The organism is Duganella flavida, from assembly GCF_009857445.1.
GTDB lineage: Bacteria > Pseudomonadota > Gammaproteobacteria > Burkholderiales > Burkholderiaceae_D > Rugamonas > Rugamonas flavida.
In genome coordinates this window covers 25,796-51,290 of the sequence record NZ_WWCN01000015.1, presented here as the reverse complement: position 1 = coordinate 51,290, position 25,495 = coordinate 25,796, and the positions used below count along the sequence as shown (strand labels likewise).

The following is a 25,495-nucleotide window of genomic DNA, read 5'->3' as shown; positions in this document are numbered from 1 at the left end:
ACTCGGTATTCTGATCAGGATCAGAAATGCAACGATGAAGTGCTCCTGTTTCATCTCATTCTGGCTTAGAAAAATAAGTAGAGGTAGATTATGAGCAGCGATAACAAAACAGTGGTCTACGGTACCGAAGACCTGCTGGAAAGCCTGTGCAATTCGGTCACCAAGGTGCTGAATGCCGCCACCCAAAGCCAGGTGAATTACGCCGGCATGGTACAACGCATCACCAAGATCGGCCTGAAACCCGATATCGGCTGTTTCGTGCTGTTTGACGGCGGCTTTACTGGCCTGGTGGTGTTGAACTTTGCCGCCGGCACGGCGATGGAAATTTACGAGCGCTACATGCTCAACATGGGCATGCCGAAATCGGAGCTGGCCGGCTCGCACACATCGGACGAAGTGTCCAACATCCTGGGCGAGTTGATGAACCAGATAGTCGGCGACTTCACCGGCAAGGTGCGGCGCGAGCTGCAAACCAACATCACCCAGAACCAGCCGAAAATGCTGGTGCTGAACAAGCAGATCGTGCTCAGCGTCGATACCCCGCTGGACCGCCCGGAAATGCGCCGCGTCAGCTTCTACACCGAGACCGGCAATGTGTTCTACCTGGAACTGGCGATCGACCGCACCGAGTTCATCCGCCTGCACGATTTCGATTCCAGCGAGATCATCGACCCGGATGCACTGCTGGAGCAGCAGCGTGCCGTTCACCTGGCGGGGACGCAATCCGCAGCGTCTGCCGCGAGCGGCGACAGCGATGCTGATGAGCTACTGAAGTCACTGGGCATGTAATTCCGCCGCATCACCCGCCCCACCACACGGCCAGCCTCGCGCTGGCCGTGCTGCATTTTGTGGCAATTTTCCTACAATTGCTTCACCTTCCTTAAGCCGCATACCGGCCCGGCAAGCTTGCCGATATCATCATTGTGTGGGCGGTTCGACACGCGTAAACCATTGAATATTCAGTAATTGCATATGTAAAACCGAATTTCTAACCGTTCCTGAGTGGGCTGATATATTCGGCTTGCAATACATACTATCAATCTAAGACAATATCGCCTTTCAAAAAAGTCAGTGCATTATTGATAGCTGCTACAAGCGCTGCGCCATATAAAAAGAGAAAGCAGGAGACAACTGTTTATTACTCTTTGCACTACATTAAATCGGGAAATTGAATGATCAAACTGTCGAAGATGCATCAGCGCGTTCTGGCGCTGACTGCTGTATTGCCTATTGGTGCCGCCATTGCGCAAACCACCGAACCGCAACTGGAAACCGTGACCGTGACCGCCCAGCGCCGCGCGGAAAACATCAAGGATGTGCCGGTTTCCGTGACCATGCTGAAAGATGAGAAACTGGACGTGCTGGTCTCCGGCGGCCAGGACATCCGCTTCCTGGCAGGCAAAGTACCGTCGCTGAACGTGGAATCGTCGAACGGCCGTACCTTCCCGCGCTTCTACATCCGCGGCTACGGCAATACCGACTTCTCGACCTTCGCTTCGCAGCCAGTATCGCTGGTGTACGACGACGTAGTGCAAGAGAACGGCATCCTGAAAGGCTTCCCGGTGTTTGACGTGGCTGGCGTGGAAGTGCTGCGCGGCCCGCAAGGCACCCTGTTCGGCCGCAACACCCCGGCCGGCGTGGTGAAGTTTGAATCGGCCAAGCCTAACCTCGACAAAGTCGAAGGCTACTACAGCGTTTCGCGCGCCTCGCACGGTACCACCAGCCTGGAAGGCGCCGTCAACGTACCGCTGTCGAGCGAGTGGGCGATGCGTGTATCGACCCTGCGCCAGCACCGTGACGACTTCGTCAGCAACACCTACACCGGTCAAACCAATGCGCTGGAAGGCTACAACGAACACGCGGAACGCGTGCAGTTCCTGTACCAGCCTAGCACCACCTTCAACGCCCTGTTCAACGTGCACTCGCGTACCACTGACGGTAGCGCACGCCTGTTCCGCGCCAACCTGATCAAGAAGGGCACCAACGATTTCGCTGACGGCTACGACTTCGACAAGATCAACACCAACGGCCTGAACTTCCAGAACCTGAGCACCAACGGCGCCAATGCACGCCTGACCTGGGACCTGGGTTCGGTCAAGCTGTTCTCGATCACCGGCTACGAAGGCATCGACAACTACTACACCCGCGGCGACATCGACGGCGGCACCCCAACTGGCCCGGGCTTCATCCCGTTCCAGGTACAAACCGGTGGCGGCATCTCCGATCTGAAGCAGTACAGCCAGGAATTCCGTGTTGAATCGAAAAACGCTGGCCCGCTGAACTGGCAGACCGGCGTGTACTACTTCAAAGAAAGCGGTACCGGCTACAGCAATAACTTCGACAGCAATACCCAGGCGCAAACCTCGCACCTGGCCAGCCACCAGAACAACACGGCGTACGCCCTGTTCGGTTCGGCGACCTATGATGTGTCGAGCGAGTTGTCGGTACGCGGCGGCCTGCGTTACACCCACGACCAGAAAGATTTCCGCACCGTGGAATCGACGAACGTGACCCAGATCGGCCCGAAATCGGTAGAAGAGAGCAAGAGCAAAGTCAACTGGGACCTGAGCAGCACCTACAAGCTGAACAAGGACGTCAGCGCCTACGCCCGCGTAGCGACCGGCTTCCGTGCACCATCGATCGCTGCAGCGTCGGCGTCGGTGCCGATCACTGTGGCCGATGCTGAAACCATCACCTCGTACGAAGCTGGTATCAAGGCTGACCTGTTCAACCGCCGCGCCCGCGCGTCGCTGAGCGTGTTCAACTACGACATCAAGAACCAGCAGCTGACCGTGGTGGGTGGTAACTCCAACGTCACCAAACTGATCAACGCTGCCAAGACCGCCGGCCGCGGCCTGGAAGGCGAGATCGAAGGCTTCGTCACGCCTGACTTCAAAGTCAGCCTGAGCGGTTCGTACAACTTCACCGAGATCAAAGATCCTAACTTGTACGTCGCGAAATGCGCACAGTGCACGATCACCGATCCGATTGGCGCGAACGGCCTGGTGTCGATCAACGGCAACCCGCTGCCGCAAGCTGCCAAGTACATCGTCAACGCCACCGCGCGTTACAACTGGCCGCTGGCGGAAGGCAACCTGTTCGTGCTGACCGACTGGTCGTACCGCAGCAAGATCAACTTCTTCCTGTATGAATCGAAAGAATTCACTGGCAAGGAAATGATCGAAGGCGGCCTGCGCGTGGGCTACAACTGGGATGGCGGCAAGTATGAAGTGGCAGCGTTCGGCCGCAACATCACCAACACCCAGCGCATCATCGGCGGTATTGACTTCAACAACCTGACCGGCTTCGTCAACGAGCCGCGCCAGCTTGGCCTGCAGTTCCGCGGCGGTTTTTAATTAATCGCCATTCAGCCTAGACAGCTGAAAAAGGGCCGTATATAATGCGGCCTCTTTTCCCTGATAGCTCAGTTGGTAGAGCGACGGACTGTTAATCCGCAGGTCCCTGGTTCGAGTCCAGGTCGGGGAGCCAGAATATAGAAAAGCCTCATGTGTGCTTGCAACGTTCAAAATCGTTGCAACGCTACATGGGGTTTTTTGCTTTTCAGCGCAGGAATAGCTGGACCGCGATGCCGGCGACAAAAGCCATCGTGGTTACTTGCGCGCCGATCAGCCATTTGGTGAGCAGGTCCAGCTTGGTTTCTAGCCGATCCATCCTTGTGATCACGATCTGGATCTCGCTGCTGAACTTGCTTTCCAAGCGATGCGATTCCGCTTCGATTTTTGCGTTCAGGCGTTGCTCCAGAGCGTGCAGAGCATCGTGAAACTCACGCCGCAGCTTCTCTTCAGTCAGTGCAAACTGTGCTTGAACCCCCGCAAAGCCGCTGTCCATTCGCTGCCTGAGCAGAGCGTTGTCGCATTGCAGATCCGTCACAGCTTTCTCCACTTGGGTTAGAGGGGACTCGGTATCATCATACGTGGATGTTGGATGCGATTCGTTTGCCATAGGTTCCATGAGCGGCTCCTTTACAAGCATCCATTCATTGTTCCTAAGTTGATATTCGCCGCTTTGCGCCAGCGCAGACTGGATGCCTCTTATGGCGGGCTCTCCCATTCCTTACTTAGCTTCTTGCATTTCTGCGGAGCTTGCTGTGGGCGGAATCGGCAATCGAGTGCGATGAAAAAGTCGCGCGTGATGCCGTAGTCGCGTTGGTAGCGCGTGAGGATGCGGTCGATCTCGCCGCTGGCATAAAGCTGCGCGACACCGCGCTCAAAAGCATCGCGCTGCGCCTCCGTGCGAAATCGCATCCAGTAAAACCTGCCGGGTCCCAGCACATCATGATAGGCCAACTCTGTATCAGTATTGGGCCGCTGCGGCAGTTGCTGCCTGAGGTAGTACAGGAAGATATCCGGCTGCGAAATAATCACATCAGTGCGCTCAAGGAAGAGGGCGCCCGAGGGCATGGTAACGGCCTCGCGATAATGCGGATGATTCTCCGTCGCCGCCACATAGGCCGGCCCCAACACCCTGCGCGCGCTCCGGAATGCCGTCACGCGATACTTCTTCAACTCATCCAGGTTGGACATGGTTGGAATCTTGCTGCGCAAGGTGATGGCCATGTTTTGAAAATGCGTGACCGGCCAGTGACCAAGGTAGCCTTCCTGCGCCTGCTGTGGCGAAGAGGAGGTGGTGACATCCAGCACACCCTGCCGGAACTGCTCGTCGAAACGCATGTTGGGCAAATAGCGAAACTCGACCGGCATATGCTGGGACGCGAACGCAGCCCGCAGCACATCCACCAGCAAGCCGGATGAATAATCCGACAATACAAACGGCGCAATCACGCTTTGCAGGCCGATTTTGACGGTGTCCGGCGCTGGTTCAACGGCTGGGCTTGCAGTCGCTGCAGCAGCTGTTAACACAACGGCGGTAACCCACATGCGAGCCCCCATCAGTCCGGTTTAGTTTTGGAATTATAACCAGATTGATCCGGCCCTCAACCTTGATGGCCTAGTGATCTAAAGGGCTGATGACGCCGCGCCCGCCCCGGTTCAGGACGTGGGTATAAATCATCGTGGTGCGGACATCCTTGTGGCCTAGCAGCTCTTGCACTGTGCGGATGTCATAGCCTCTCATCAGCAAGTGGGTAGCGAAGCTGTGGCGCAAGGTGTGCGGCGTAACCTTCTTCTGAATATTCGCATCGATAGCCGCTTTCCGCACCGCGCGCTGGATCAGCTGCTCTTCGATGTGATGGCGGCGCATCGCACCGGAGCGCGGATCTTGGGAGATGCGGCCAGCCGGGAAAACGTACTGCCATTTCCACTCCTTCGCAGCGCTGGTGTATTTGCGGTCCAGCGCGAACGGTAAATAGACCTCGCCATACCCTTGTTCGCAATCGCGCTGGTGCTGCAAGTGGGCGAGTTCCAGGTGTTACTTGAGCGGTTCAATCAACGAGTCGGGCACCATCGTGATCCTGTCCTTGGCGCCTTTGCCATTACGGACCATTAACTGGCGCATGTTGAAATCCAGGTCCAGTACACGCAGTCGGCACGCCTCCAGTATTCGCAGGCCGCTGCCGTAGAGCAGGGATGAGATAAGCCAGCTTGCGCCTTCCAGGTGGCCTAGTAGTGTGCGGACTTCATCAACGGTTAAGACTGTTGGCATGTGCTGCGGCTGCTTGGCGGACACCACGTCCTTCAGCCAGTCGACATCTTGCTGGAGTACTTTTTGATACAGGAAGAGCAGGGCCGCTTTGGCTTGTGATTGAGTGGAAGCGGATACATGCCTGTCCACGGCTAGGTGAGTGAGGAAGGCTTCCAGCTCTTGCTTCCCCATTTCAGCTGGGTGCCGCTTGTTATGAAACAAAACGAAGCGGCGCACCCAGTCGACGTAGGCTTGCTCGGTTCGGATGCTGTAGTGCTTGGTGCGAATGAGGTCGCGCACTTGGTCGAGTAGTTTGGGCGGGTTAGGCGGCATGATGGTTTCTCGCGGTGGTTAGGTCGCTTTATGCTCACCGGAAGAGGAAAGTGCCTCTTAGACCTTGCTCAAATTGTCGTTATCTGGCATGTTAATATTTTTAAAACGTCAATATGACGTCCACTTTACGTTGGCCCGTGGTGTGTTACGGGCAGTAGTAACGGCTGGCGTTTTGTCCGTGGCGGCGCGGTACGCGAATTTCGGTCAGCGTTCTGTCCTTTGCTGCATTAGGTGCTGTGGTTCCGGTTTGTGTTTGGTTCGTGGTCCGCACGCGCCAACAGCTAGCTCAAGCGGACTGGCCGGACCCTAGCAGTTTTTTGTTTAATTTACGGGCGGCCAGCCGCTTAGCACCACGTTAGGAGGGCTATGGACGCCTGGGAGTTTGATGCACCGAAAGACTACTTGGCGATTTCGCTGCGCGAGATCGCTGAAGGCCGTTCGCCCATTCTCCATGTGAGTCACAATCTGAATGATGGCGCGTGGCAGTTTCTTGGCTGGGATACTCCTAAAATTGAAGATGCTGTTCGAGTCTGCCTAGAGGATATCGTCGCACTTGATGGCTCGGTACGAGAGCTCGCGACCTTGCCGCTTGGTTGGCATGCGTGGCGTCGCACAGTTATCGAGTCATGGGTAAAAGAGCCCAATCCATACGACGAGAAATCAAATGCATAAGGGTGCTATTGGTCCCAACAATGCAGTCAACTGGACTGCCTCCACGCTGCGCGTTCCGGCAGCCAGTTACTTGTCACGTTGGACCGATCTAGCATTTGAATAGTCAGCCATGGACGCTCCTGATTTCGAAAAGTACGATGAAGCTCAATTGAGGCAAATACTGACCCGGATTGATCGCGAGCGCTTCCCTGATCGGGCTGCTCTTATTGAAACTCATTTGAGCAAACTTGCTGGAGAGAAGGCTCCCTTCAGCGATTCCACTGAATTCATGGTCAAGCCATATCCTGGTGCAACAAAGAAAGTATTCGGCCCCGCTCTACCATTCTTTGTGATCGGCGCAATTGCAATAGGTGCAGCAGCTCTGTTTGAGTCAACCTCGCATCGGACAATGTTTGGCATAGCCGGACCTGTCGGTATGGTCTCGATATTTGTCGCTTTTGGCATTACCTTTTTTCGGATGAGCACGCTTGCTTGTCCTAGTTGCCGAAACGAGTGTAAGCGGACTATCTTGGAAAATCGAAATTGGGGAGCAATTTGCAATCGGTGTGAGATTCAGTGGGATACTGGAATTGGAAGTGACGACTAAATCGATGAATTTGACGCAATTGTCCAACCACCAGCTCCAGCGGACGTGCTACAGCGGGCATTGCCCACTTCCGCACGCCGCTGAGCCACCACGTTGGGCTGCTGAGAGAGAAGTGTCTGTGTATGAGTGATGTCCTGAAAGGTATGCTGTTTTTTGTTGTACTGGCGCCTCCGATTGGTTCGCTGCTCTTCTCATTTGTCCTTGCGATTGCCTCGCTCGTTGCCAGTCCTTCTATCGAACTCCTATACCTATTGCCGGCTACGTTTAGCTCTGCCTTGTTCTCTTATCTGCTGGGGGGTATTCCGGCCTTAATCACAGGGGCTATTGCCGGAGGCTTTCGCCGCTCGCTTAATGGGCGAGCGGCGTATGTGGCAATTGGCGCGGTTGCCTGTATTCTGTCGTTGGCTTTTGGTTCGGTAACTTTGCTTCGTTCGTTTGAATGGCCGGAGGTTCGAACTCTTTTCTTAATGTTTGGTGGCCCAGCATTTTTTAGTGGAACAGTTACTGCGGCTTTGTTTAGAAAAAAGCCCAACAATTCAGTCAACCCAGACGCACTGACGCGCGCCGGTTAATTCAACGAGGTTAGACTGAAAGATAAGTCATTGATTTGCTCAAAGTGCGGAGAAGAACATCCGATAGAAGAAATGGAGTTGACTTTTCGTCGCCCCGACGATGTTGCGGGACTTTCTTCTGAAGATCGTTCTCGTCTTGTTCAAGAGAATCGTGATTTGTGTATCGTTGAAGGGAAGCGATTCTTCGTACGTGGACTTCTCCCGCTCTCGGTGGAGTCACGCGAGCATCCATACTGTATAGGCTTATGGGTTGAGATCTCTGGGTCCTCGTTTGAACGTATCTACGATCTGTGGGACTCGGAGGAACAACTTGGCGAGATGCCATTCGACGCTCAATTGGCTAACGAAATTCCGACTGTTAATGGCTCTCGTGGCTTGGAGGCCGAATTACGACTGACGGGGCCGACTACTCGGCCGGATGTTTTTCTGAAGCCGAGTGATCATCCGCTGTACATTGAACAGGCTAAGGGCATAGATGCGCATCGAGTGTCTGAGTATACTTCTTTGTTCGCGTAGGTTTATGTCTAACCTTTTAATCAACCGTACGGCTTACGCGCTGCGCGCGCCAGCCGCCGGTTATCGCATACGTTAGCGTTCGAAACATCGTCATGATTATTCGAGAATTAGTTCTATTCATCACGTTGCTACTCTCTTTCGTGGAAGCTTCTGCCGTCTGCCTCGATGGCAGGCATCCGAGCCCCCGCGAAGAATTTGGTTCTAGTGACGCCGTGGTTGTCGCTCATATATCTGGGCACAAAGATCTGACTGAAGATTCGCACGATCCATCCGGGGTCACCGCAACGCTCTACCACGTCAAAGTGCTCCGCCGAATGAAAGGCACAACTGGATCCTCGTTGGTCCTACGCTCCGAAAATACTTCCTCACGCTTTCCGTTGGAAGCCGGCGCGGACTACTTACTCTTCTTGCATAAGGATGGAAAGGCATATTTTGTTGATAGCTGTGGAAACTCCATGAACAAAAAGCAGGCGGCAGGCGTCATTTCCGAACTTGGGGCTAAGGAATGACGGATTGCGCTAATCATCAACTCCAGCGGACGCGCTACAGCGGGCTTCGCTCACTTCCGCAGACCGCTGAGCAATCACGTTAGCCCAAGAGCATGGACTGGACACCGATCACTGAAGCTGCGCTGTGGGATTTGATTCTCGCGACCGAGGCGCGGATGGAGCCGCCCGAGGCGATGCTGTGGGAATGCGTCCGCATTCCCCCTCAAAAATGGGCGGAGCCTTCCTATGGAAACGTTGGTGGGGGATTTTGGGTCGTTGGCATATTGGGGACGACCGTAATTTGGTACAACGACATCGAGGACGGCTTCAACTGTTCGTCGTATTCCGATTTCGGAACCATTGGCGAATATTGGTGCAATCAAGATGAACTTGAGCATACGCTTCAAAGCGTCCGCTACCGAATCGAAACGGGGATCACCAATGCACGTGCGCGAGCTTGCATTTCAGGCACGTACAATGGCTAACCCAGTAGTCAACTGGATTGCCTCTACGCTGCGCGTTCCGGCAGCCAGTTACTTTTCACGCTATGCCTTATGAGCGTATTGACCTCATCGCCTGCACCTCATGCCCACACTACTGATTATCGATATGCAAGTTGGAATGACGTGGCCAGAGCCCGTTGTCCGCAACAACCTTCAAGCCGAGTCCGTGATCGCGAGACTTCTCGAAGACTGGCGTCTGCGCAACGCCCCCATAGTTCATGTGCGCCATATCTCCAGAACGCCGGGTTCGCCCTTTTGGCCCGGCCAGCCCGGGGTCGAGTTCCAGCCTGCGCTTGTACCTTTGCCGCACGAGCATGTTGTCGAGAAAAACGTCCCGGATGCGTTCATCAACACGGGACTGGAGCGTTGGCTTCATGCCCGTGGCGAGTCCACCCTGGTGATTGTTGGAGTCAGTACCAATAACTCCGTGGAGTCGACTGCACGCACAGCCGGTAACCTCGGCTTCAAGACGTATGTGGTCTCTGACGGAACGTTCGCATTCGAGAAGACAGACTTCGATGGTAATAAACGTTCAGCCCAAGAAGTGCACGCCATGGCGCTGGCTAACCTCCATGGCGAGTATGCAACTGTCATTCACTCTGCAATAGCGCTGAGTACGGCCTAACCATTCATTCCACTGGACCGCCTTCGGCGGCCGGTGAGCTCAAACATTAGGCTCTGCTATGTCAATTACGCATCAAGAAGCCGTCCAATTTCTTTCCGATCTCACTCCGTCGGAGGAAACTACATTTCTTTCACGGCTTGGTCATTGGCTTACGGTTGTCGCTCGTGGCGCGTACGAGTTTCAGGCTCCAGGAGTTGTTGATCCGATCTTGCTACGACAGATCAACGAAATTCAGCATCGGATCTTTGCCCAAATTGGTAGCTTAGCTGAACGAGGGGAGCGGACCTTCGAGCCGGATACAATGATTACTTTAGTTACTGCAGAGGAGCGGGGTACTGAACTCCACGCTCAATGTCTTGAGGCGTTTTCTCTTGTGCGCATACGCCATAATAATCGGACGGCCTAACCATGTGCTCGACCTCGCTCACTTCTTTCGCTGGACACGCCAATCGCTGCTCGCTTGTCGTGCCGGGTAGAGGTTGGATATCACAAGAGACTTAGCCAAACATTGAAGCCGACGCCAGATGGCGCGGCTGAATTTTCTCGTTGTACTAATATCGAATGAAGCGCATGACATCCTCACGACAAAACCTGCTTGCTATTCTGCTGCTTTCCTTTTCACCGCTGGTTTTTGGTGCTCATGGTCCATGTGACGAAGATCTGGATCGTTGCGTGATCCGCGTTATTGCGGAGACTGCGACTTTCTTTGATGAGTGCGCGAAGTCCTATCCAAAAAACAAGAGTGAGATCGAAGCGGCATTTCAAGCGTGGAGCGTACTGAAGCTGCCAATTCCAGGCCTTGAAGAAGCGTTGAACCAGAATTCGCAATTGCGACAGTCACTGGCGCGCGATGTAGGGCCATACTTCGCGCGGATCCCTGGCTACGAAAAAGAGATTGAATGCATTGGGCGCATAGAAATGGTGAGGAATCCAACCCCAACTCTGCAAGGCGATTCGGCCAAGCTCCCCGCTGATGCTTTATCAAAATACGCCAAGTAAGCGGCCCAACAATTTAGCGCCAGACGATGCCTAGTGCGGCACCTGGCCGTCCACGTGGTAGCGCAGGGTGAGGTCGCGCCAGGCCGGGTTGTGTTCGAAGTGGGCAGTAGTTTGCTGCACGTAGCTGATCACTGCGGGTGGCAAGCCGGGCGTGAGCATCAGGTGGCGGGTGAAGGTGTTGCGTGGCTGCGGCGCGATGTAGAGCTGGCTTTCGAAGTCAGGAATGCGGTGGCGCAGTCCGCTCAGGGCGCTGCGCGAGATGAACACCACATCGACCCGCTTGAGCAGCAGCTTGCGCACATTCGATTCCAGTGTCGGCGCATCAGCCCGCCGCAGCTGGCGATTGGCCAGCATCGGTTCGACGTCCGCATAGCGCTGGTTCAGGACGGTGCCCAGCACCTTGCCGCGCAGCGTATCGAGTCCGGCGAATTTAACCGGGGCGTCGATGTGCGACACCACCAGGTCGGCCTCCACTAGCAGTGGTTCGGTCCAAAGGTAGCGTGTTTTGTTCTCGTCGTAAAAGAAGCGCGGGTTGGTCCAGGCGATCACGCCTTGCCAGTGCTGGAATTGCATCATATTGTCGATGCGTTTCTTGGGCAGCAGTGTCGGCACGAAGCGGTAACGGCCGCCGGATTCCCTGGTGAGCAGGGCAGCCAGTTCGTGCGTCAGGTCGGCGCTGTCCTCGGCGCTGTGGAAGGGCGCGTAGTCGTAGTAGGTGACCAGTGGGATGATCAGTTCGCCGGCGACGCATGGGAGCGTGAGCGACAGGCTTGCTAGCAGGAAGAGTCTTCGCGCGTTCATGCTGAATGCTAGCACAGCCAGTATAGATGTTATCCTGATTGCCACGAAAAGGAGCCGCCTATGCACCACCTGGGAGTGTTTGACTACATTTTTGTCCTGATGATCGTAGCGTGCTTCCTGATCCGGGCGCCGTGGGAATTCCGGAACAAGAAGGCCAAGGCGGTCGAATCGCGTGACAACGCGAAGGAACGGTTCAACCTGCTGCTGGTCTTCACCGGTTCGTTGACCATGCCGGTGCTGTACCTGTGCACGTCGTGGTTCGACTTCGCGAATTATGCGGCTAGCCCATTGCAAGGTGTGTTGGGCAGCGTGGCCGCCATCCTCGGCGTGTTTTTGTTCTGGAAGTCGCATCATGACCTGGGGCGGCTGTTCTCTCCCAAGCTGGAAATGAAGGAGGCACATACGCTGGTGTCGCAGGGGATCTACGCGCGGATACGCCATCCCATGTACACCGCCGTGTTCATCAACGGACTGGCGCAGATGCTGTTGCTGGCCAATTTTGTGGTGGGACCGGCGTTCCTGATTGCGTTCTCGATCCTGTACTTTTCCCGTATCGAGCACGAGGAAAAGATGATGCTGGACCACTTTGGCCCCGCATATGCCGAGTACCAGCAGCGTACCAATCGCCTGCTTCCCGCTTTTGGGCGTCGCCAGCACGTTTCCGGCGGTTCGTAGATAATCGACGGATATTTTCTTTTGAAAGTGTCCCATGACCGATTTGTCTGCTTTTCCTATCTCCGCCAAGTGGCCGGCCCAGCACCCAGAGCGCATCCAGCTCTACTCGCTGCCGACGCCGAACGGTGTGAAGGTGTCGATTGCACTGGAGGAGACCGGCCTGGCCTACGAGCCGCACCTGGTCAGCTTTGACCGCAACGACCAGATGTCGCCGGAATTCCTGTCACTGAACCCGAACAACAAGATCCCGGCCATCCTCGATCCGAATGGGCCGGATGGCAAGCCGCTGCCGCTGTTCGAGTCCGGCGCCATTTTGCTGTATATCGCCGACAAGAGCGGCCAGCTGATCCCGAAAGACGCCGCCGGCCGCTACGAAACCATCCAGTGGCTGATGTTCCAGATGGGCGGCATCGGGCCGATGTTCGGGCAGGTGGGCTTCTTCCATAAGTTCGCCGGCAAGGACTACGAGGACAAGCGTCCGCGTGACCGCTACATCAACGAGTCCAAGCGTTTGCTGGCGGTGCTGGAGCAGCGCCTGCAAGGTCGCAAGTGGATCATGGGCGATGAGTACACCATTGCAGACATCGCCATCTTCCCGTGGGTGCGCAATCTGGTGAATTTCTACGGCGCGGGCGAGCTGGTGGAGTTCCACCAATTCACCAACGTGCAGCGCGTGCTGGCGGCGTTTGTCGATCGTCCGGCCGTGGCGCGTGGATTGGATATTCCCAAGCGCGGCTGATTAGTGGCTGGGGGCGCGGCAGGCGGCGTCATTTTCCCAGCGCCCGGAGCAGATGCGCGAGCGGCACAGCATGCCCTCGATCAGACCCAGCTGCTTGCAGCGCGCTAGCAGCTGGGTGGTGGTGTCGCCTTCCTGGCGTTCGACGACGTCGCGCGGGCGCTCCGGCGTGACGGTAGCAGGCTTGCTGGCATGGGCCACCAGCGCGGTGAGCAGGGCGACGTCGGTGTCGCTGACCGGCATCGCCGGAGTCGGATTGGCGGCCGGCGTTGCCACAACCACCGTGCGTGTAGCTGGCGTTGATGCCTTGAGTTGCGGCGATACTATGCGTACTGACTGCGCGGTAGCGGTAGGACTCCAGCTCGCTTGCGCACCTGCGAGCTCCTCAACTTCTACGGCTGGCGATGGCGCCTCATTGACGATGACGGCTGGCAGTTCAACCGCCGGTGCACCTTCCGCCGCCTTCCGCGCCACGCCCGACGACGAACTGCTGCTGTAGCTATGCCGGAAGGTCTTCGGCGTAATCGTCTTGTCGTGCATCAGCCACGCCACGCAGCACATCAACAGCAACAGCGCAAACAAGCTGATGGTCCAGCCATCGACGGTCCAGCCCGCCGCACGGGCCGGATGCGCCGCCGGCCGCACGCCATGTTCGAGCTGCGCCAATATTCGCTTGCTGTCGGACGGCCGGCGCGTGCCGGCAGTGGCCATCAAATCTGGTTTGGTTTTTTCCACGGTAATCCCCCTCCATTTGATCTGGCCGAGGTCGCAGCGCTGCGAACGGCCTACGATGCAGTGTCCGGTCTGTCGCATCGGGCCGTTTTGATGGAGCGCACCATGTTTCTCTTTTCTGTGCTGCTGTTCTTTGTGGTGACGTGTTTTTGCGCCTGGTTGTTGCTGTTTCCCGCCGGGCGCGATGCGGTGGTGCAGTCGCTGGGAGCGGCCGGCCGCCGCGTTGAGCTTGGTTTGCGCGGCGGCTACCGGCAAGGCGTGGAGCAGGTCAGCGGCTTGGGACGCGGCATGGGCGGCTCGCTGCGTCGCACGGCGTGGTTCCTGCGGCGGCGCTATCTGCTGCTGTTGGCCGCCTGTGTGCTGGTGACGGTGCCGCCCTTGCTGGCGCTGGTACTCAGCGGGCGCAGCATGCTGTCCGGCTACGACAGCGACACGCAAGCCATCAACGACCAGATCGCCGGCGTGCTGCAAGGCGAGCAATTGGCCGCGCCGGTGCCATTGCCGCCGCTGGCTTTCACCACTGCCGAAGTCACGCTGGTGCGGCCCATGCTCGATAGCGCAAACCGCAACTGGCAGCTGCTTGATCCGGCGTTTGCGCAGCGGCTGCTGCTGGTGTTCAGGATCATGAAGGAGCGGCACGGCTACGACATGGCCATCCTGGAGGGCTACCGCAGTCCTGAGCGGCAGAACGCGCTGGCCGCAGCCGGTCCCAGCGTGACCAACGCCAGGGCGTTTCAGAGCTATCACCAGTTCGGGCTGGCGGCCGACTGCGCGTTCCTGCGCGATGGCAAGCTGGTGATTTCGGAAAAAGATCCGTGGGCCATGCGCGGCTACCAGTTCTACGGTGCCGCCGCCGAAGCAGCCGGGCTGACCTGGGGCGGCCGCTGGACCATGATGGACTTCGGCCACACCGAATTGCGTGTGGCGGGTACGGTAAAGAAGTAAGCGGGATTGTTCTTGCGCAAGAAATCCCTGCTTTGTTGGTGGCAACATTGATCGGTCCGCCTGCCGTATGGGCGTCGCCATCTTCGCCGGACACCATCTATGATGCGCAGAATCTGGACCTTCCTGACCGATAGCCGTCACCTCACCATCATCGGCCTGACGGCGATGGCGGCGCTGTTTTACCTTGGTGCGCAAGTGCTGGAGCTGGCGCTGGTGTGGGTCTTGATCGCCACCGCAGCGATGCTGGCGCTGGCCGGTGCGGTGTGGTGGTGGCGGCGCTGGCGCGCCAGGCGCGAGTCGGACAAATTGGACGAGGCCATCGTCGATCCGTCTATCGCGGAGGTCAAGGCTATTCGCGACAGCATGCTGAGGGCGATTGACACCATCAAGGGCTCGAAGCTGGGCATCGTCTCCGGCACGCGTGCTTTGTACGAGCTGCCGTGGTACATGATTATCGGGAATCCGGCAGCGGGCAAAAGCACGGCCATCACCAACTCTGGTTTGCAGTTCCCGTTCGCCGACGGCAAAGTGCTGCAGGGCGTGGGCGGCACGCGCAACTGCGACTGGTTCTTCACTACCGAGGGCATTTTGCTCGACACGGCCGGGCGCTATTCGGTACTGGATGAACATCGCGAAGAGTGGTTCGGTTTTCTCGACTTGCTGAAGAAGTACCGTCGCCGCGCGCCAGTCAACGGCATCGTGATCGCGGTTAGCATCGCGGAGTTGCGCGGCGATGATCCGGAGGTCGGCATCAAGCTGGCGCGTAGCCTGCGCAAGCGGGTGCAGGATTTAATCGAGCGGCTGGAGATTTTCGCGCCGGTGTATGTGGTGTTCACCAAGGCCGATTTGATTGCGGGCTTTGGCGACTTCTTCGCGCAGGCCGAACGCACGGAGCGCGAACGCGTGTGGGGCGCGACCATGCCCTACCAGCGCAAGATCAGCAGTCAACAGCTGATGGCGTTCTTCGATCACGCCTTCGATGAGCTGTGTGATGGTTTGAAGGCCATGAGCCTTGCCACCATGGGCCAGCAGCGGCGCGAGCGCATGGAGCCTGGCGTGTTTACGTTTCCTCTGGAGTTTTCTACGATCCGTGCGCCGCTGCGCTCCTTTCTGGTGACGCTGTTTGAGGAAAATCCGTTCCAGTTCAAGCCTGTGTTCCGCGGCTTCTATTTCACCAGTGCGCTGCAGGAGGGGATGCCGTTGAGCGAGCAATCGCAGCGCGTGGCCAAGCGCTTTGCGTTGACGGGTGCAGACGCCGCGCCAGCCGCCGGCACTGGGCATTCGGGATTCTTCCTGCTGAATTTATTCCGCAAGGTGATTTTCGAAGACAAGGACCTGGTGTCGCAGTACGCCAGCAAGACCAAGGTGCGCCTGAAGTACGCGGCCTTCTTCGGTGCGGTGCTGCTGCTCGGTGTATCGCTTGGTGGATGGAGTTGGGCCTACATGGGCAATCGTCAGCTGGTCAGCAATGTGCAGGCGGACCTGGACAAAGTGATCAAGCTGCAGGCCAGGCGGCTGGACCTGCAATCGCGGCTGGAGGCGCTGGAGATTATTCAGGACCGCATCGTGCAGCTGGAGAAGTATCGTGATGCGCGTCCTTGGTCGCTGCGCATGGGGCTTTATCAGGGCGAGCTATTGGAGCGCAAGCTGCGCGAGGAGTACTTCGCCGGCGTGAAGAATGTGATGCTGATGCCGGTGGTTGCCAACCTTGAGACGCTGCTGTCGGAGATGAATCTGCACGCGGCGGAACTGCAGCCACTCGGCGGCGCTGCACCGGCGGCATCGGCGCAGTTCCAGGAAGCCTACGCCACCAATACGGACGATGCGTACAACGCACTCAAAAGCTACCTGATGCTGGCCGATAAATCGCATGCCGAAGCCAGTCACCTCAACGATCAGTTGCCGCGCCATTGGCGCGCGTGGCTGGAGAATAATCGCGGCGCCATGCCGCGCGAGCAGATGATCCATAGCGCCGAGCGTTTGATGACGTTCTACCTCGCACAGATTCCTGATCCAGCCTGGCCGCGTATCGACTTGAAGCTGGCGCTGGTGGACCAGGCGCGCGAGAACCTGCGCCGCGTGGTACGCGGCTTGCCGGCGCGGGAGCGCGTGTATGCCGACATCCGCGCCCGTGCCAACACGCGTTTCCCGACGGCGACAGTGGCGCGCATGGTGGGCGAGCAGGATCAGGTGCTGGTCACCGGCAGCTACGCGGTGCCCGGCGCGTACACGCGTGAGGCGTGGGAGAAGTTCGTGCAGGATGCCTTCCGCAATGCCGCTAATCGCGAGCTGCAAAGCACCGACTGGGTGCTAAAAACCGCCGCGCGCGATGATCTCACGCTGGAAGGCAGTCCCGAACAAATCCAGAAAGGCCTCGCCGATTTGTATCCATTGGTCGATGACGGCGACTACGACCAGCGCATTGGCAACCTGTTTTGGCTGCTCGCGCGCACGCCCGCATTGGTGCAGGGATGCGCGTCGCCGGCGTTGCTCGACGCCGAATTTTGCCTCACCGCGCTGATGCGGCTAGAGCGCGTGGTAGATACGCAACTGGGCGCCGACGGTCCCGGTTTTACTCCCGCCAGGGATGCCTTGCAAACGGTGATCCGCAATCTCGCGCCGCACAGCCCCTTGGCCGCGCTGGACGATAGTGGTCAGGCCACTATTGGTATCGTTGCCATCGCGCCCGGCGGAGCGCCACAGAGCCGGATGCAAGCCTTGCAGCAATTGCGTCTCATAGCGGACTTCTTCCGCCGCACCGAACCCCACAGTCCGGTCGCCTACCTGGCTGAGCGGGCTGCCAGCTGGGGCGACATGCCGCTGCATGTCTGGCTGCGCGCCGTCATCAAGGACCCGTCGGCGATTGCCGGCGTGGAGGAGTTGCTGGGGGCCGCGCCGGGCGCTGAATAATTGCTGCGCTGCAGCGCCGATATTTCCTAGGAAGCTATAGATTGTGGACAAATAGTGCTAGCATGAACTGGACATTCCAGACTTTTTGCTAGGGGTTTGCTATGAATAATCTCAAGATCGGTACCCGTCTCGGCTTTGGCTTTTCGTTGATTTTGCTACTTCTGGTGGCCATGACGGTGATCGGTATCCTGCGCCTCAGCAGCGCCAGTGCGCAGACCGACGAGATGATCGCCGTGCAAATCCGCGACGAGCGCCTGATCGCGGAGTGGGCCAAGATAGTAGAGGTTAACGCGGCGCGCACCACCGGTGCGTTCATGGTGCGCGATGCGGTCGACCAGAAAAAACTGGAAGCGCTGATGGCCGAATCCTCCGGCCGCGCCACGCAGATCCAGGACCAGATCGGCGCCGCCATCGACGAAGAAGAACTCAAGCCGCTGTTCAAAAAAGTACTGGAAACGCGCAAGGCTTACACCGATTTCCGCAAGGCCGTTTTCGCCGCGAAGAATGGCGGCGATCTTGACGGCGCTGCCAAGATCTACGAAGGCGACATGACCCAGAGCCGCATACGCTACCTGGGCGCGCTTAAAGCATTCGCCGAAAAGCAAGGCGCATTGCTGGACGCGAGTGCCGCCGACATTCAACAACAATATAAGAGCGGCCGCACGCTGCTGATCATCCTCGGCATGGCGGCGATTGCGATGGGCGTGTTCGCCGCGTGGTGGATCACGCGCACCATCACGCAGCCGATTAATGAAGCAGTGAAGGTGGCGGAGACGGTATCGTCGGGTGATCTCACCAGCGATATTCAGGTCAACAGCAGCGACGAAACTGGCCAGTTGATGAACGCCTTGAAGACCATGAACACCAATCTGGTGAACATCGTCGGGCAGGTGCGCAACGGCACGGAGCTGATTGCGACGGCGTCCACGCAGATCGCGGCGGGTAACCAGGACCTGTCCTCGCGCACCGAGGAGCAGGCAAGCTCGCTGGAGGAAACCGCATCGTCGATGGAGCAGTTGACGTCCACTGTGCGCTTCAATGCGGAGAATGCGCGGCAAGCGAATGAGCTGGCGATCACCGCATCGGAAATCGCCAGCCGTGGCGGCTCGGTAGTGGGTGAAGTGGTCAACACCATGGGATCGATTAACGATTCGTCGCGCAAGATCGTGGATATTATTTCGGTCATCGACGGCATTGCCTTCCAGACGAATATTCTTGCGCTGAATGCGGCGGTGGAGGCGGCGCGTGCCGGTGAGCAGGGGCGCGGCTTTGCGGTGGTGGCGTCGGAGGTGCGTAACCTGGCGCAGCGCTCCGCGTCGGCGGCCAAGGACATCAAAGGCTTGATCGACGATTCGGTGCAGAAGGTGCAGATCGGGTCGGAGCTGGTCGACAAGGCTGGGCAGACGATGGAGGAAATCGTCCAGAGCATCAGCCGCGTTACGCAGATCATGACGCAGATTAGCAATGCCAGCGAGGAGCAGAGCATCGGCATCGCACAAGTGAATGACGCCATCACGCAGATGGACCAGGTAACGCAGCAGAATGCGGCGCTGGTGGAGGAAGCTGCTGCGGCGGCGGAGTCGATGCAGGAGCAGTCGGCCAAGCTGGCGGATGTGGTCAGCGTGTTCAAGCTGGATGGTGTGAGCGGTGCGCCTGCGCTGGCGCGGCCTGCTGCACCGGCGCGCGCCAAGGCGCTGCCGCGCCGTCCAGCAGCGGTGACGGCACCGAAGCCTGCTGCGGTCAAAGCGTCTGCGCCGGCATCTGCGTCGGCTGCGCCGCGCAAGGCCGCAGTCACTACTAACGAGGCGGGCGACTGGGAAGAGTTCTAAGCCGCTGTACAATGGCGGCCTATGAATACCGCCAGTTCTGCACCAACAACGCGGCGCGCCATGTGCGCCGCGTGCCTGCGCCCACAGCAGACCTGTATCTGCCGCTGGGTGACAGCGCTGCCTAATCAGGTGGAAGTCCTGATTCTTCAACATCCCATGGAAGTCAGCAACGCCAAGGGCAGCGCGCGCCTGCTGCATTTGAGTTTGACCAACAGCCGCATGGAAGTAGGTGAGACGTTTGACCCGCAGCAGCTGCAAACGCTGCTCTCACCGGAACGCCGCAGCGTGCTGCTGTATCCCGATACGGAAGATGCGTCGCTGGGACTGGCCGTGCCGCAGCCGTTTGATGCGGCGTGGCTTGAGGAGCCGCTGCGCCTTGTGGTGCTCGACGGGACCTGGCGCAAGAGTCGCAAGATGCTGTATCTGAATCCGCTGCTGCAAGCCTTGCCGCGCATGCCGCTGCGCGACACGCCGCCGTCGCACTACCTGATACGCAAGGCGCACCTGCCGGACCAGCTGTCCACACTGGAAGCCACGGTGTACGCGCTGGCGCAGATGGAAAACGATATAAATAAATTCGATCCACTGATCGCTGCGTTTGATGGCTTTGTGGCGCAGCAGGCCAGCTATATCAGGTCAACTTAGGAAATCAGCTTGAGGCCCGGCGGTAGCGCCTCGCCCAGCATGCGCTTTTCGTCGGCCTGATCGAGCTGCACTACCTCGCGCACCATGGCACTCCACGTGGCGGGAGCGGTGGACGCGTTCAGGCGGCGCAGCACTTCTGCACGCAAGCTGTCGCTGATGTCGCGCGAACGGTCGCCGGTCATGCGGGCCAGGTGAGCTGCTGTGTAGCCGGCCGGTTCGACTTTTTTCCAATCCAGCGCCAGCACCGCGTCCAGCCATTGTTCGACGATGGTGGTATCCACCACATCGTGCGCGCTGCCGTGGAAAGGCTGGCGCGCACCGACACGGCTCAAGCCCCACAGCAGGCGGCCACGCGCTGCTTCAGATTTCTTTTCTTGCTGGAGTTGTTCCAGCATCCATGCGCCGATTTCCGCTTTGTAGTTGCCGGGGATGCGTTCCAGCGATGCGCCGAGGCGCAGCATGTCTTCCTCGCTGCCGTTGACCAGCGTGACGGGACGGCGGCCACGTTCTGCAGCATCGGCTTGTACGTTGAAGGCGAAATCGTCCAGCACGCGCAGCTGCGCTTCTACGCTCAAGCCGCCGGCGACGCGGCGCCACATGGTCCACCATTCCGCGCAGGCCTGGCTGTCTTTGTGATTCTGTACGCCGGTGTCGAACATGGCCCACAGTTTTTCGATGCGCCATTCGTCCAGCGTGTGGCCGAAGCCGGGGCGCAGGCAGTAGCCGCTCAAGTTGAGCCATGTGCGTTCGTGTTCGGCGGAGCGGCGGCGGCCTTTGGCGCGTTCCATCAACGCGTCGAACAGGCGGCGCAGCACGGGCGTTGGCCAGTTCTCGCGGCTACCCAGCAGGTGTTCCAATTGCGTGCGCAGTTGTTTGACTTCCTTGAGGTCGACTTGTTGCGCGCGACTGCCAAAGATGCGGTCGATTTTTTCGAGTGCGGCGGGGAGGCCGGCGGGCATTGGCGCTTCATCCGTCGGCTCGGTTTCGGCAGCAGCTTCCGCGCGCAGCTGGAATTCGAGCAGCCAGCGTTGATCGTTCTCTTTGGCGACGCAGTGGACTTCCAATGTGCCGACTTCACTCAGCATGGCGGCCAGTTGCACCGGGATTTCTTTGCGCGCGTCGGTGGCGCTGCTGTCGCGCAGGACGGTGGCGATCGGCGGCAGCTCGATGTAGTCATCCGGCTGCAGCTCGACCACGTCGCCGGCTTGCGGTGCTTCGGCGGTGGAAGAGGCCAGATGGAACCGCACCGGCCGGCCGAGGCGCAGTGCGAAAGTGCGGTCGGCCAGCAGGAGCTCTTTGTTCTCGGCAGCGCCGCGCGGCAGAATGCAGATGGCGCGGCGTGGTTTGTCGGCGGGGCCAGTGGCGTCGAGCAGCAGGAAGTAGCTGCGCGCGGAGCCGCCGCCAATTACTGGTGCCTGGCCGGATTGGCCTAACGCGTAAGCGACGCCGCCGCGTGCGACTGCGACGTCTGGATCATCGTTGTGCAGAACGCGCAGTGGTTGTTGGCGCCAGCCTGCCAGCGCGGCCTCCAATCGGCGTGCCAATGCGTCGGCGCGGAATACGCCGCCGTTGAGCAGTAGCGTGTCCGGGATCGGGATGGCGGTGCTGTCGGCAGGCAGACCGAGTGCTTCGCGCGCGGCAGCGGCGTGCTGGCGCAGGAAGTCTGCAAGGTGACGCGTGATGGCGGCATCTGCGGCGTAGGGCAGGCCGAATTCAACGATCGCACCGCGACCGCGCTTGGCCGGCGCTTGTTCTGCGTTCAGCGGGAAGAAGCCATCGACCACCAGCGCGGCGACTTCATCACGCGTCAACTCGACGGAGCGCGAGCCGCCGATCAATTTAGAGCCGGAGCCCAGCAGCGTGACCGTGGTGCACTCCGGCGCATCCGCCGCCAGCAGCAACTCCTTCGCCGCGCGGCACCGCTCCGCCAACTGCGACAGCCGGCTGGCGGAAAGCCTTGCTGGCGCTGCTCCGGCCGCGCTGCCCGCTGTTGTGGCCATGCGCGACTCGACGAGGTGGGCGAGGGCGAGGTCCATATTGTCGCCGCCGAGGATCAGGTGATTGCCGACGCCAATGCGGCTGATGGCCGGCTGCGCGCCAGCAGTCGCCGCGTCGCCCGCATCGACCTTCATCAAACTAAAGTCCGTGGTGCCGCCACCGACGTCACACACCAGTACCAGGCGCGTGTCGGCCAATTGCTCGCCCAATGACGCGCGCTGGCGGAACAGCCAATCGTAAAACGCGGCCTGCGGTTCTTCCAGTAATCGCAAGGACGGCAAGCCCGCCGTGCGCGCCGCCTCCAGCGTCAACGCACGCGCGCCTTCATCAAACGATGCCGGAATGGTTAAAACAATCTGCTGCGTTTCCAAAGGCTGCGCCGGAAAGCGCGCATTCCACGCGCTGCGCACATGCGCCAGATACGACGCACTGGCCGCAACCGGCGAGACTTTGGGCACGTCCGCTTCGGCGCCCCACGGCAGTATCGGCGCCGTACGATCCACCTGCGGATGCGAGAGCCAGCTCTTGGCGCTGGCCACCAGGCGCCCGGGGACTTGGGCACCAAGCTTCCGCGCCAAACGGCCGATCACTGCCGGCTCGCTGGAAGCCCACGGCAATTGCAGATCACCCTGCGCCAGCTCGCCGGCCACAGGGTGATAGCGCAAGGACGCCAGCAACGCCGCCGCACCAATCTCGCCGGGCGCCGTCAGCTGCTCGATATCGAACAAGCGAATCTCGGCGCTGCCGGCTTCCGCATAGGCCATCACCGTATTGGTGGTGCCCAGATCGATGCTGACGACGTATTTGCTCATCATGCGCTGCGAACGTCGAACTCCACCTTCCAGCGCTGGCCATCATTGGCCACAGCGGCCAGTTCCAGCGTGCCGGATTCCGTTGCCATCGCGTGCAAGCGCACCTGCACCACATCACCAGCCTGACGGCCTTCTGGCGACAGGTTGGCTTGAATCTCGTTCATCTCGATCAGTTCATCCGGGCCCCAGAAGTCCAGCAGATCGCCAATCTGGTCCTGGCGGCGCACGGAAGAACCGAAGAAACGGAACTGCACCGGTTCACCCACCACCAAACCAAACTCCTGGTTCGATAATTCGATCTCGCTGCCTTCTTCCATGCCGAACGGCGCCACGCACAGCGCCTGAATCGGCGGCTCCATGCCCGGAATCGCCGGCATTGCCGACTCAATCGCCACGTAGTACGAACGCGCCGTACCGCCGCGAATGCGCACGCCGCTGCCACGACGCGCGTAGCTGTAATAAGCTGCGCCGCGCGCCACTGCCAGGTCAAGATCAGCACCGCCCAGCATGCGCGCAGGCTCTGCGCCTTCCATGTACAGCCAATCGTTGATGGTGCCCATGATGCGCTGCGCCAGCAGGTCCGACTTGAACACGCCGCCGTTGAACAGCACTGCGGTCGGATGCAGGAAAGTCGCGTCGGCGCTTTGCTTGCCGGTGTAGCCTTCCAGTTCCGTCGTTGCACCGACCTGGCGCGCAAGGAACGCTGCCAGATGACGCGTCACACCAGCATCCTGTGCATACGGCAGGCCAAGCTGCGTCAGGCCCGCGCGCTGGCGCACGGCCGGACGCGCCGACGCTTCCACTTTCGGGAAGAAGCCATCGAGAATAAAGGTCGACACTTCGTCGCGCGTGAGTTCAGTGCGGATCGAACCGCCGATCAGTTTCGAGCCACGGCTAGGCACTACGATAGGCCAGGTCGTCACGGTTTCATCGGCCAGCAGTTTTTCTTTGGCGGTGCGGCAGCCGTAGGTCAGCGCGCGCATCTGCCACGCGTCGAGCTGCGTGCCGTTGGCGGCCAGCTTGCGTGCCATCAGGTGCGCCAACGCCAGATCCATATTGTCGCCGCCGAGCAGAATGTGATCACCGACTGCGATGCGATGCGGTTCCAGCACGCCGTCGCGTTCCAGCACGGCGATCAGCGAAAAGTCGCTGGTGCCGCCGCCTACGTCCACCACCAGGATAATGTCGCCCGGCTTGACTTCCTTGCGCCAGCGGCCTTCGCTGCCCTGGATCCAGCTATACAAGGCTGCCTGCGGTTCTTCCAGCAGCGTGAGATTGGTGTAGCCGGCAGCGCGTGCCGCATCGGCGGTCAGTTCGCGCGCGCCCGGATCGAAGGATGCAGGAATCGTCACCGTCACCGCTTGCTCGCCGAACGGCGCGTCAGGGTGCGCCTGCTCCCACGCCTTGCGCAGGTGGGACAGGTAGCGCGTCGACGCTTCCAGCGGCGACACGCGCGAGACTTCTTCCGGCGCGTCGTTTGGCAGCAGGGCGCTGCGGCGGTCCACGCCCGGATGGCTCAACCAGCTCTTGGCGCTGGAGACCAAACGAATCGGCGTAGTCGCGCCACGGCTGCGCGCCATCTCGCCGGCCACGCCGGTTTGCTCTTCCGCCGTTTGCTGCCAGGGCAGATTGTTCTCGCCCGGCGCCAGTTCGTCCGCGTGCGGCAGGTAGAGGAAGGACGGCAGCAGCGGCAGTTCTTCAATCGTGCCCGGCGCGGTCAGCTGCGGAATGGCCAGCACGCCGTGCTGAGTTTTCTCGCCGTCGCTGGTTTGCAGGTTCACATACGACAGCGCGCTATGCGTGGTGCCAAGGTCAATGCCGATGGCGTAACGTGGATCGCTCACAGTTCCACCTCCGCTGGCGCCAGGATGGAGGCGTCGTGCGCTTCCGCCAGTTTTGGCAGGCGCACCTCGGCCGAACGCCAGCCGCGATGGCTCAGCGCACCACGGAACGGCGCCTTGCCGACCACATTGCCAGTCAGGCGCACGGCGGCCGCATCGAAGCCTTCCGGCAGTTCGATTCGGCTGCCTTCCGCTTCGCTGCGGACCGGCTGGATGGTGAAGTGTTCTTTCAGTACCTTGGCACAGCCTTCATGCACCACGCGCGCGGCGGCGCCGATGTCGGCGTCGGAGTAGGCGCTCAGGTTTTCTTGCGTGAAGTCGATCAGGCGGGCCTCGCGCTGGAACAGCGACAGCAATTGCAGGGCGGCGTCCGGGGTGGCGACGCGCAGCGTCACTGGCGCAGGAGCCGGTGCTGGCGCTGGCGCTGGCGCTGGCGCAGCGACTGGCGCGGCGCTTGGCTGCGGCGCTTCATCGATGCGGCTCAGGCGCGCAGCGTACTCAGCATCGGACAAGGCGCGGAAGAACGCGCCGATGGCGATGGAAATCCGGCTGAAAAAAGACGGCAAAGGTTGGCTCGAATTGGTCATGTTTTACTCACTGTGTAAGGTTGCCGAACGCAGCGCGGGCGCGCGTTTCAGGCGAAGCCCGGCATGATACTTGATATTTCCCTTGATAT

22 protein-coding genes, 1 tRNA gene and 2 pseudogenes are annotated in these 25,495 nt (G+C 59.4%); 17 read left to right on the top strand and 8 right to left on the bottom strand.

Going from position 1 to position 25,495, the window contains the following annotated elements:
• The first annotated feature begins 90 nt into the window (after window positions 1-90).
• The 3 genes from GTP46_RS21945 to GTP46_RS21935 all read left to right on the top strand — a co-directional run bounded on the left by GTP46_RS21945 (window position 91) and on the right by GTP46_RS21935 (window position 3,489).
• A complete protein-coding gene (locus GTP46_RS21945; RefSeq protein WP_161008758.1) occupies window positions 91-789 on the top strand; it encodes a DUF3334 family protein in 699 nt (232 codons plus the stop codon).
• Window positions 790-1,172: 383 nt separating this feature from the next.
• Window positions 1,173-3,356: a TonB-dependent receptor gene (locus GTP46_RS21940; protein WP_161008757.1), complete on the top strand. Its 2,184-nt coding sequence runs from the start codon at window positions 1,173-1,175 to the stop codon at window positions 3,354-3,356.
• A gap of 57 nt (window positions 3,357-3,413) precedes the next feature.
• Window positions 3,414-3,489 (top strand) — tRNA-Asn (locus tag GTP46_RS21935).
• A 72-nt stretch (window positions 3,490-3,561) separates the two neighbouring features.
• Here the strand turns inward: GTP46_RS21935 and GTP46_RS21930 are convergent.
• From GTP46_RS21930 to GTP46_RS29930, 3 genes and pseudogenes are all read right to left on the bottom strand, one after another.
• Entirely contained in the window at window positions 3,562-3,972 is a 411-nt protein-coding gene (locus GTP46_RS21930; RefSeq protein ID WP_161008756.1) for a hypothetical protein, read from the bottom strand.
• An 80-nt stretch (window positions 3,973-4,052) separates the two neighbouring features.
• A complete protein-coding gene (locus GTP46_RS21925; RefSeq protein ID WP_202414393.1) occupies window positions 4,053-4,898 on the bottom strand; it encodes a transporter substrate-binding domain-containing protein in 846 nt (281 codons plus the stop codon).
• A 70-nt stretch (window positions 4,899-4,968) separates the two neighbouring features.
• Window positions 4,969-5,934: pseudogene (locus GTP46_RS29930) on the bottom strand (integron integrase).
• Between the two features lie 366 nt (window positions 5,935-6,300).
• Here GTP46_RS29930 and GTP46_RS21910 point away from each other — a divergent pair.
• The 8 genes from GTP46_RS21910 (at window position 6,301) to GTP46_RS21875 (ending at window position 10,895) form a co-directional block, all read left to right on the top strand.
• Entirely contained in the window at window positions 6,301-6,606 is a 306-nt protein-coding gene (locus GTP46_RS21910) for a hypothetical protein (RefSeq protein WP_161008754.1), read from the top strand.
• A 109-nt stretch (window positions 6,607-6,715) separates the two neighbouring features.
• Window positions 6,716-7,192 carry a hypothetical protein gene (locus GTP46_RS21905; RefSeq protein WP_161008753.1) on the top strand — a complete coding sequence of 159 codons (477 nt, stop codon included), beginning with the start codon at window positions 6,716-6,718 and terminating at the stop codon, window positions 7,190-7,192.
• A gap of 122 nt (window positions 7,193-7,314) precedes the next feature.
• Entirely contained in the window at window positions 7,315-7,764 is a 450-nt protein-coding gene (locus GTP46_RS21900) for a hypothetical protein (RefSeq protein WP_161008752.1), read from the top strand.
• A gap of 30 nt (window positions 7,765-7,794) precedes the next feature.
• Window positions 7,795-8,280 carry a DUF2199 domain-containing protein gene (locus GTP46_RS30410; protein ID WP_161008751.1) on the top strand — a complete coding sequence of 162 codons (486 nt, stop codon included), beginning with the start codon at window positions 7,795-7,797 and terminating at the stop codon, window positions 8,278-8,280.
• Between the two features lie 92 nt (window positions 8,281-8,372).
• Window positions 8,373-8,789, top strand: coding sequence for a hypothetical protein (locus GTP46_RS21890; protein WP_161008750.1), 417 nt, complete (start codon window positions 8,373-8,375; stop codon window positions 8,787-8,789).
• Window positions 8,790-8,881: 92 nt separating this feature from the next.
• A complete protein-coding gene (locus tag GTP46_RS21885; RefSeq protein ID WP_161008749.1) occupies window positions 8,882-9,253 on the top strand; it encodes a hypothetical protein in 372 nt (123 codons plus the stop codon).
• Window positions 9,254-9,353: 100 nt separating this feature from the next.
• Complete coding sequence (locus GTP46_RS21880; protein WP_161008748.1) at window positions 9,354-9,896, top strand: cysteine hydrolase family protein; 543 nt, start codon at window positions 9,354-9,356, stop codon at window positions 9,894-9,896.
• A 561-nt stretch (window positions 9,897-10,457) separates the two neighbouring features.
• Window positions 10,458-10,895: a hypothetical protein gene (locus tag GTP46_RS21875; protein ID WP_161008747.1), complete on the top strand. Its 438-nt coding sequence runs from the start codon at window positions 10,458-10,460 to the stop codon at window positions 10,893-10,895.
• A gap of 30 nt (window positions 10,896-10,925) precedes the next feature.
• Here the strand turns inward: GTP46_RS21875 and GTP46_RS21870 are convergent, their stop codons facing one another.
• Entirely contained in the window at window positions 10,926-11,696 is a 771-nt protein-coding gene (locus GTP46_RS21870; RefSeq protein ID WP_161008746.1) for a substrate-binding periplasmic protein, read from the bottom strand.
• Between the two features lie 60 nt (window positions 11,697-11,756).
• Between GTP46_RS21870 and GTP46_RS21865 the strand changes: the two genes are divergently transcribed.
• Together GTP46_RS21865 and GTP46_RS21860 are read left to right on the top strand one after the other, a co-directional pair.
• A complete protein-coding gene (locus tag GTP46_RS21865) occupies window positions 11,757-12,371 on the top strand; it encodes a protein-S-isoprenylcysteine O-methyltransferase (protein WP_161008745.1) in 615 nt (204 codons plus the stop codon).
• Between the two features lie 34 nt (window positions 12,372-12,405).
• Window positions 12,406-13,110 carry a glutathione S-transferase N-terminal domain-containing protein gene (locus tag GTP46_RS21860; protein ID WP_161008744.1) on the top strand — a complete coding sequence of 235 codons (705 nt, stop codon included), beginning with the start codon at window positions 12,406-12,408 and terminating at the stop codon, window positions 13,108-13,110.
• Here GTP46_RS21860 and GTP46_RS21855 read toward each other — a convergent pair whose 3' ends face one another.
• Window positions 13,111-13,920 (bottom strand): hypothetical protein, encoded by an 810-nt coding sequence (locus GTP46_RS21855; RefSeq protein WP_229259054.1) that lies wholly within the window; start codon window positions 13,918-13,920, stop codon window positions 13,111-13,113. It abuts the gene before it with no gap.
• A gap of 24 nt (window positions 13,921-13,944) precedes the next feature.
• Between GTP46_RS21855 and GTP46_RS21850 the strand changes: the two genes are divergently transcribed.
• From GTP46_RS21850 to GTP46_RS21835, 4 genes and pseudogenes are all read left to right on the top strand, one after another.
• Entirely contained in the window at window positions 13,945-14,784 is an 840-nt protein-coding gene (locus GTP46_RS21850) for a M15 family metallopeptidase (protein WP_161008743.1), read from the top strand.
• 102 nt (window positions 14,785-14,886) lie between these two features.
• Window positions 14,887-17,172: pseudogene (gene tssM / locus GTP46_RS21845) on the top strand (type VI secretion system membrane subunit TssM); the annotation flags it as partial.
• A 623-nt stretch (window positions 17,173-17,795) separates the two neighbouring features.
• Entirely contained in the window at window positions 17,796-19,523 is a 1,728-nt protein-coding gene (locus GTP46_RS21840; protein WP_161008742.1) for a methyl-accepting chemotaxis protein, read from the top strand.
• 75 nt (window positions 19,524-19,598) lie between these two features.
• Entirely contained in the window at window positions 19,599-20,168 is a 570-nt protein-coding gene (locus GTP46_RS21835; protein ID WP_229259058.1) for a tRNA-uridine aminocarboxypropyltransferase, read from the top strand.
• Here GTP46_RS21835 and GTP46_RS21830 read toward each other — a convergent pair.
• From GTP46_RS21830 to GTP46_RS21820, 3 genes are read right to left on the bottom strand one after another with little or no spacing between them, the layout of a single operon-like run.
• Complete coding sequence (locus GTP46_RS21830) at window positions 20,165-22,978, bottom strand: Hsp70 family protein (RefSeq protein ID WP_161008862.1); 2,814 nt, start codon at window positions 22,976-22,978, stop codon at window positions 20,165-20,167. The genes GTP46_RS21835 and GTP46_RS21830 overlap by 4 nt on opposite strands.
• Complete coding sequence (locus GTP46_RS21825; protein WP_161008740.1) at window positions 22,978-24,822, bottom strand: Hsp70 family protein; 1,845 nt, start codon at window positions 24,820-24,822, stop codon at window positions 22,978-22,980. Before GTP46_RS21825 ends, GTP46_RS21830 begins: the two co-directional genes overlap by 1 nt.
• The gene (locus tag GTP46_RS21820) at window positions 24,819-25,406 is read right to left on the bottom strand and encodes a DUF2760 domain-containing protein (protein WP_161008739.1); all 588 of its coding nucleotides are present in this window, start codon (window positions 25,404-25,406) and stop codon (window positions 24,819-24,821) included. The genes GTP46_RS21825 and GTP46_RS21820 overlap by 4 nt, the downstream gene beginning before the upstream one ends.
• Window positions 25,407-25,495: the final 89 nt, after the last annotated feature.

Bases quoted from the DNA above. Each gene is read 5' to 3' on its own strand.
- GTP46_RS21945 (WP_161008758.1), top strand. From the start codon at position 91: ATGAGCAGCGATAACAAAACAGTGGTCTACGGTACCGAAGACCTGCTG.
- GTP46_RS21940 (WP_161008757.1), top strand. From the start codon at position 1,173: ATGATCAAACTGTCGAAGATGCATCAGCGCGTTCTGGCGCTGACTGCT.
- GTP46_RS21930 (WP_161008756.1), bottom strand. From the start codon at position 3,972: ATGGAACCTATGGCAAACGAATCGCATCCAACATCCACGTATGATGAT.
- GTP46_RS21925 (WP_202414393.1), bottom strand. From the start codon at position 4,898: ATGTGGGTTACCGCCGTTGTGTTAACAGCTGCTGCAGCGACTGCAAGC.
- GTP46_RS21910 (WP_161008754.1), top strand. From the start codon at position 6,301: ATGGACGCCTGGGAGTTTGATGCACCGAAAGACTACTTGGCGATTTCG.
- GTP46_RS21905 (WP_161008753.1), top strand. From the start codon at position 6,716: ATGGACGCTCCTGATTTCGAAAAGTACGATGAAGCTCAATTGAGGCAA.
- GTP46_RS21900 (WP_161008752.1), top strand. From the start codon at position 7,315: ATGAGTGATGTCCTGAAAGGTATGCTGTTTTTTGTTGTACTGGCGCCT.
- GTP46_RS21890 (WP_161008750.1), top strand. From the start codon at position 8,373: ATGATTATTCGAGAATTAGTTCTATTCATCACGTTGCTACTCTCTTTC.
- GTP46_RS21885 (WP_161008749.1), top strand. From the start codon at position 8,882: ATGGACTGGACACCGATCACTGAAGCTGCGCTGTGGGATTTGATTCTC.
- GTP46_RS21880 (WP_161008748.1), top strand. From the start codon at position 9,354: ATGCCCACACTACTGATTATCGATATGCAAGTTGGAATGACGTGGCCA.
- GTP46_RS21875 (WP_161008747.1), top strand. From the start codon at position 10,458: ATGAAGCGCATGACATCCTCACGACAAAACCTGCTTGCTATTCTGCTG.
- GTP46_RS21870 (WP_161008746.1), bottom strand. From the start codon at position 11,696: ATGAACGCGCGAAGACTCTTCCTGCTAGCAAGCCTGTCGCTCACGCTC.
- GTP46_RS21865 (WP_161008745.1), top strand. From the start codon at position 11,757: ATGCACCACCTGGGAGTGTTTGACTACATTTTTGTCCTGATGATCGTA.
- GTP46_RS21860 (WP_161008744.1), top strand. From the start codon at position 12,406: ATGACCGATTTGTCTGCTTTTCCTATCTCCGCCAAGTGGCCGGCCCAG.
- GTP46_RS21855 (WP_229259054.1), bottom strand. From the start codon at position 13,920: ATGCGACAGACCGGACACTGCATCGTAGGCCGTTCGCAGCGCTGCGAC.
- GTP46_RS21850 (WP_161008743.1), top strand. From the start codon at position 13,945: ATGTTTCTCTTTTCTGTGCTGCTGTTCTTTGTGGTGACGTGTTTTTGC.
- GTP46_RS21840 (WP_161008742.1), top strand. From the start codon at position 17,796: ATGAATAATCTCAAGATCGGTACCCGTCTCGGCTTTGGCTTTTCGTTG.
- GTP46_RS21830 (WP_161008862.1), bottom strand. From the start codon at position 22,978: ATGAGCAAATACGTCGTCAGCATCGATCTGGGCACCACCAATACGGTG.
- GTP46_RS21820 (WP_161008739.1), bottom strand. From the start codon at position 25,406: ATGACCAATTCGAGCCAACCTTTGCCGTCTTTTTTCAGCCGGATTTCC.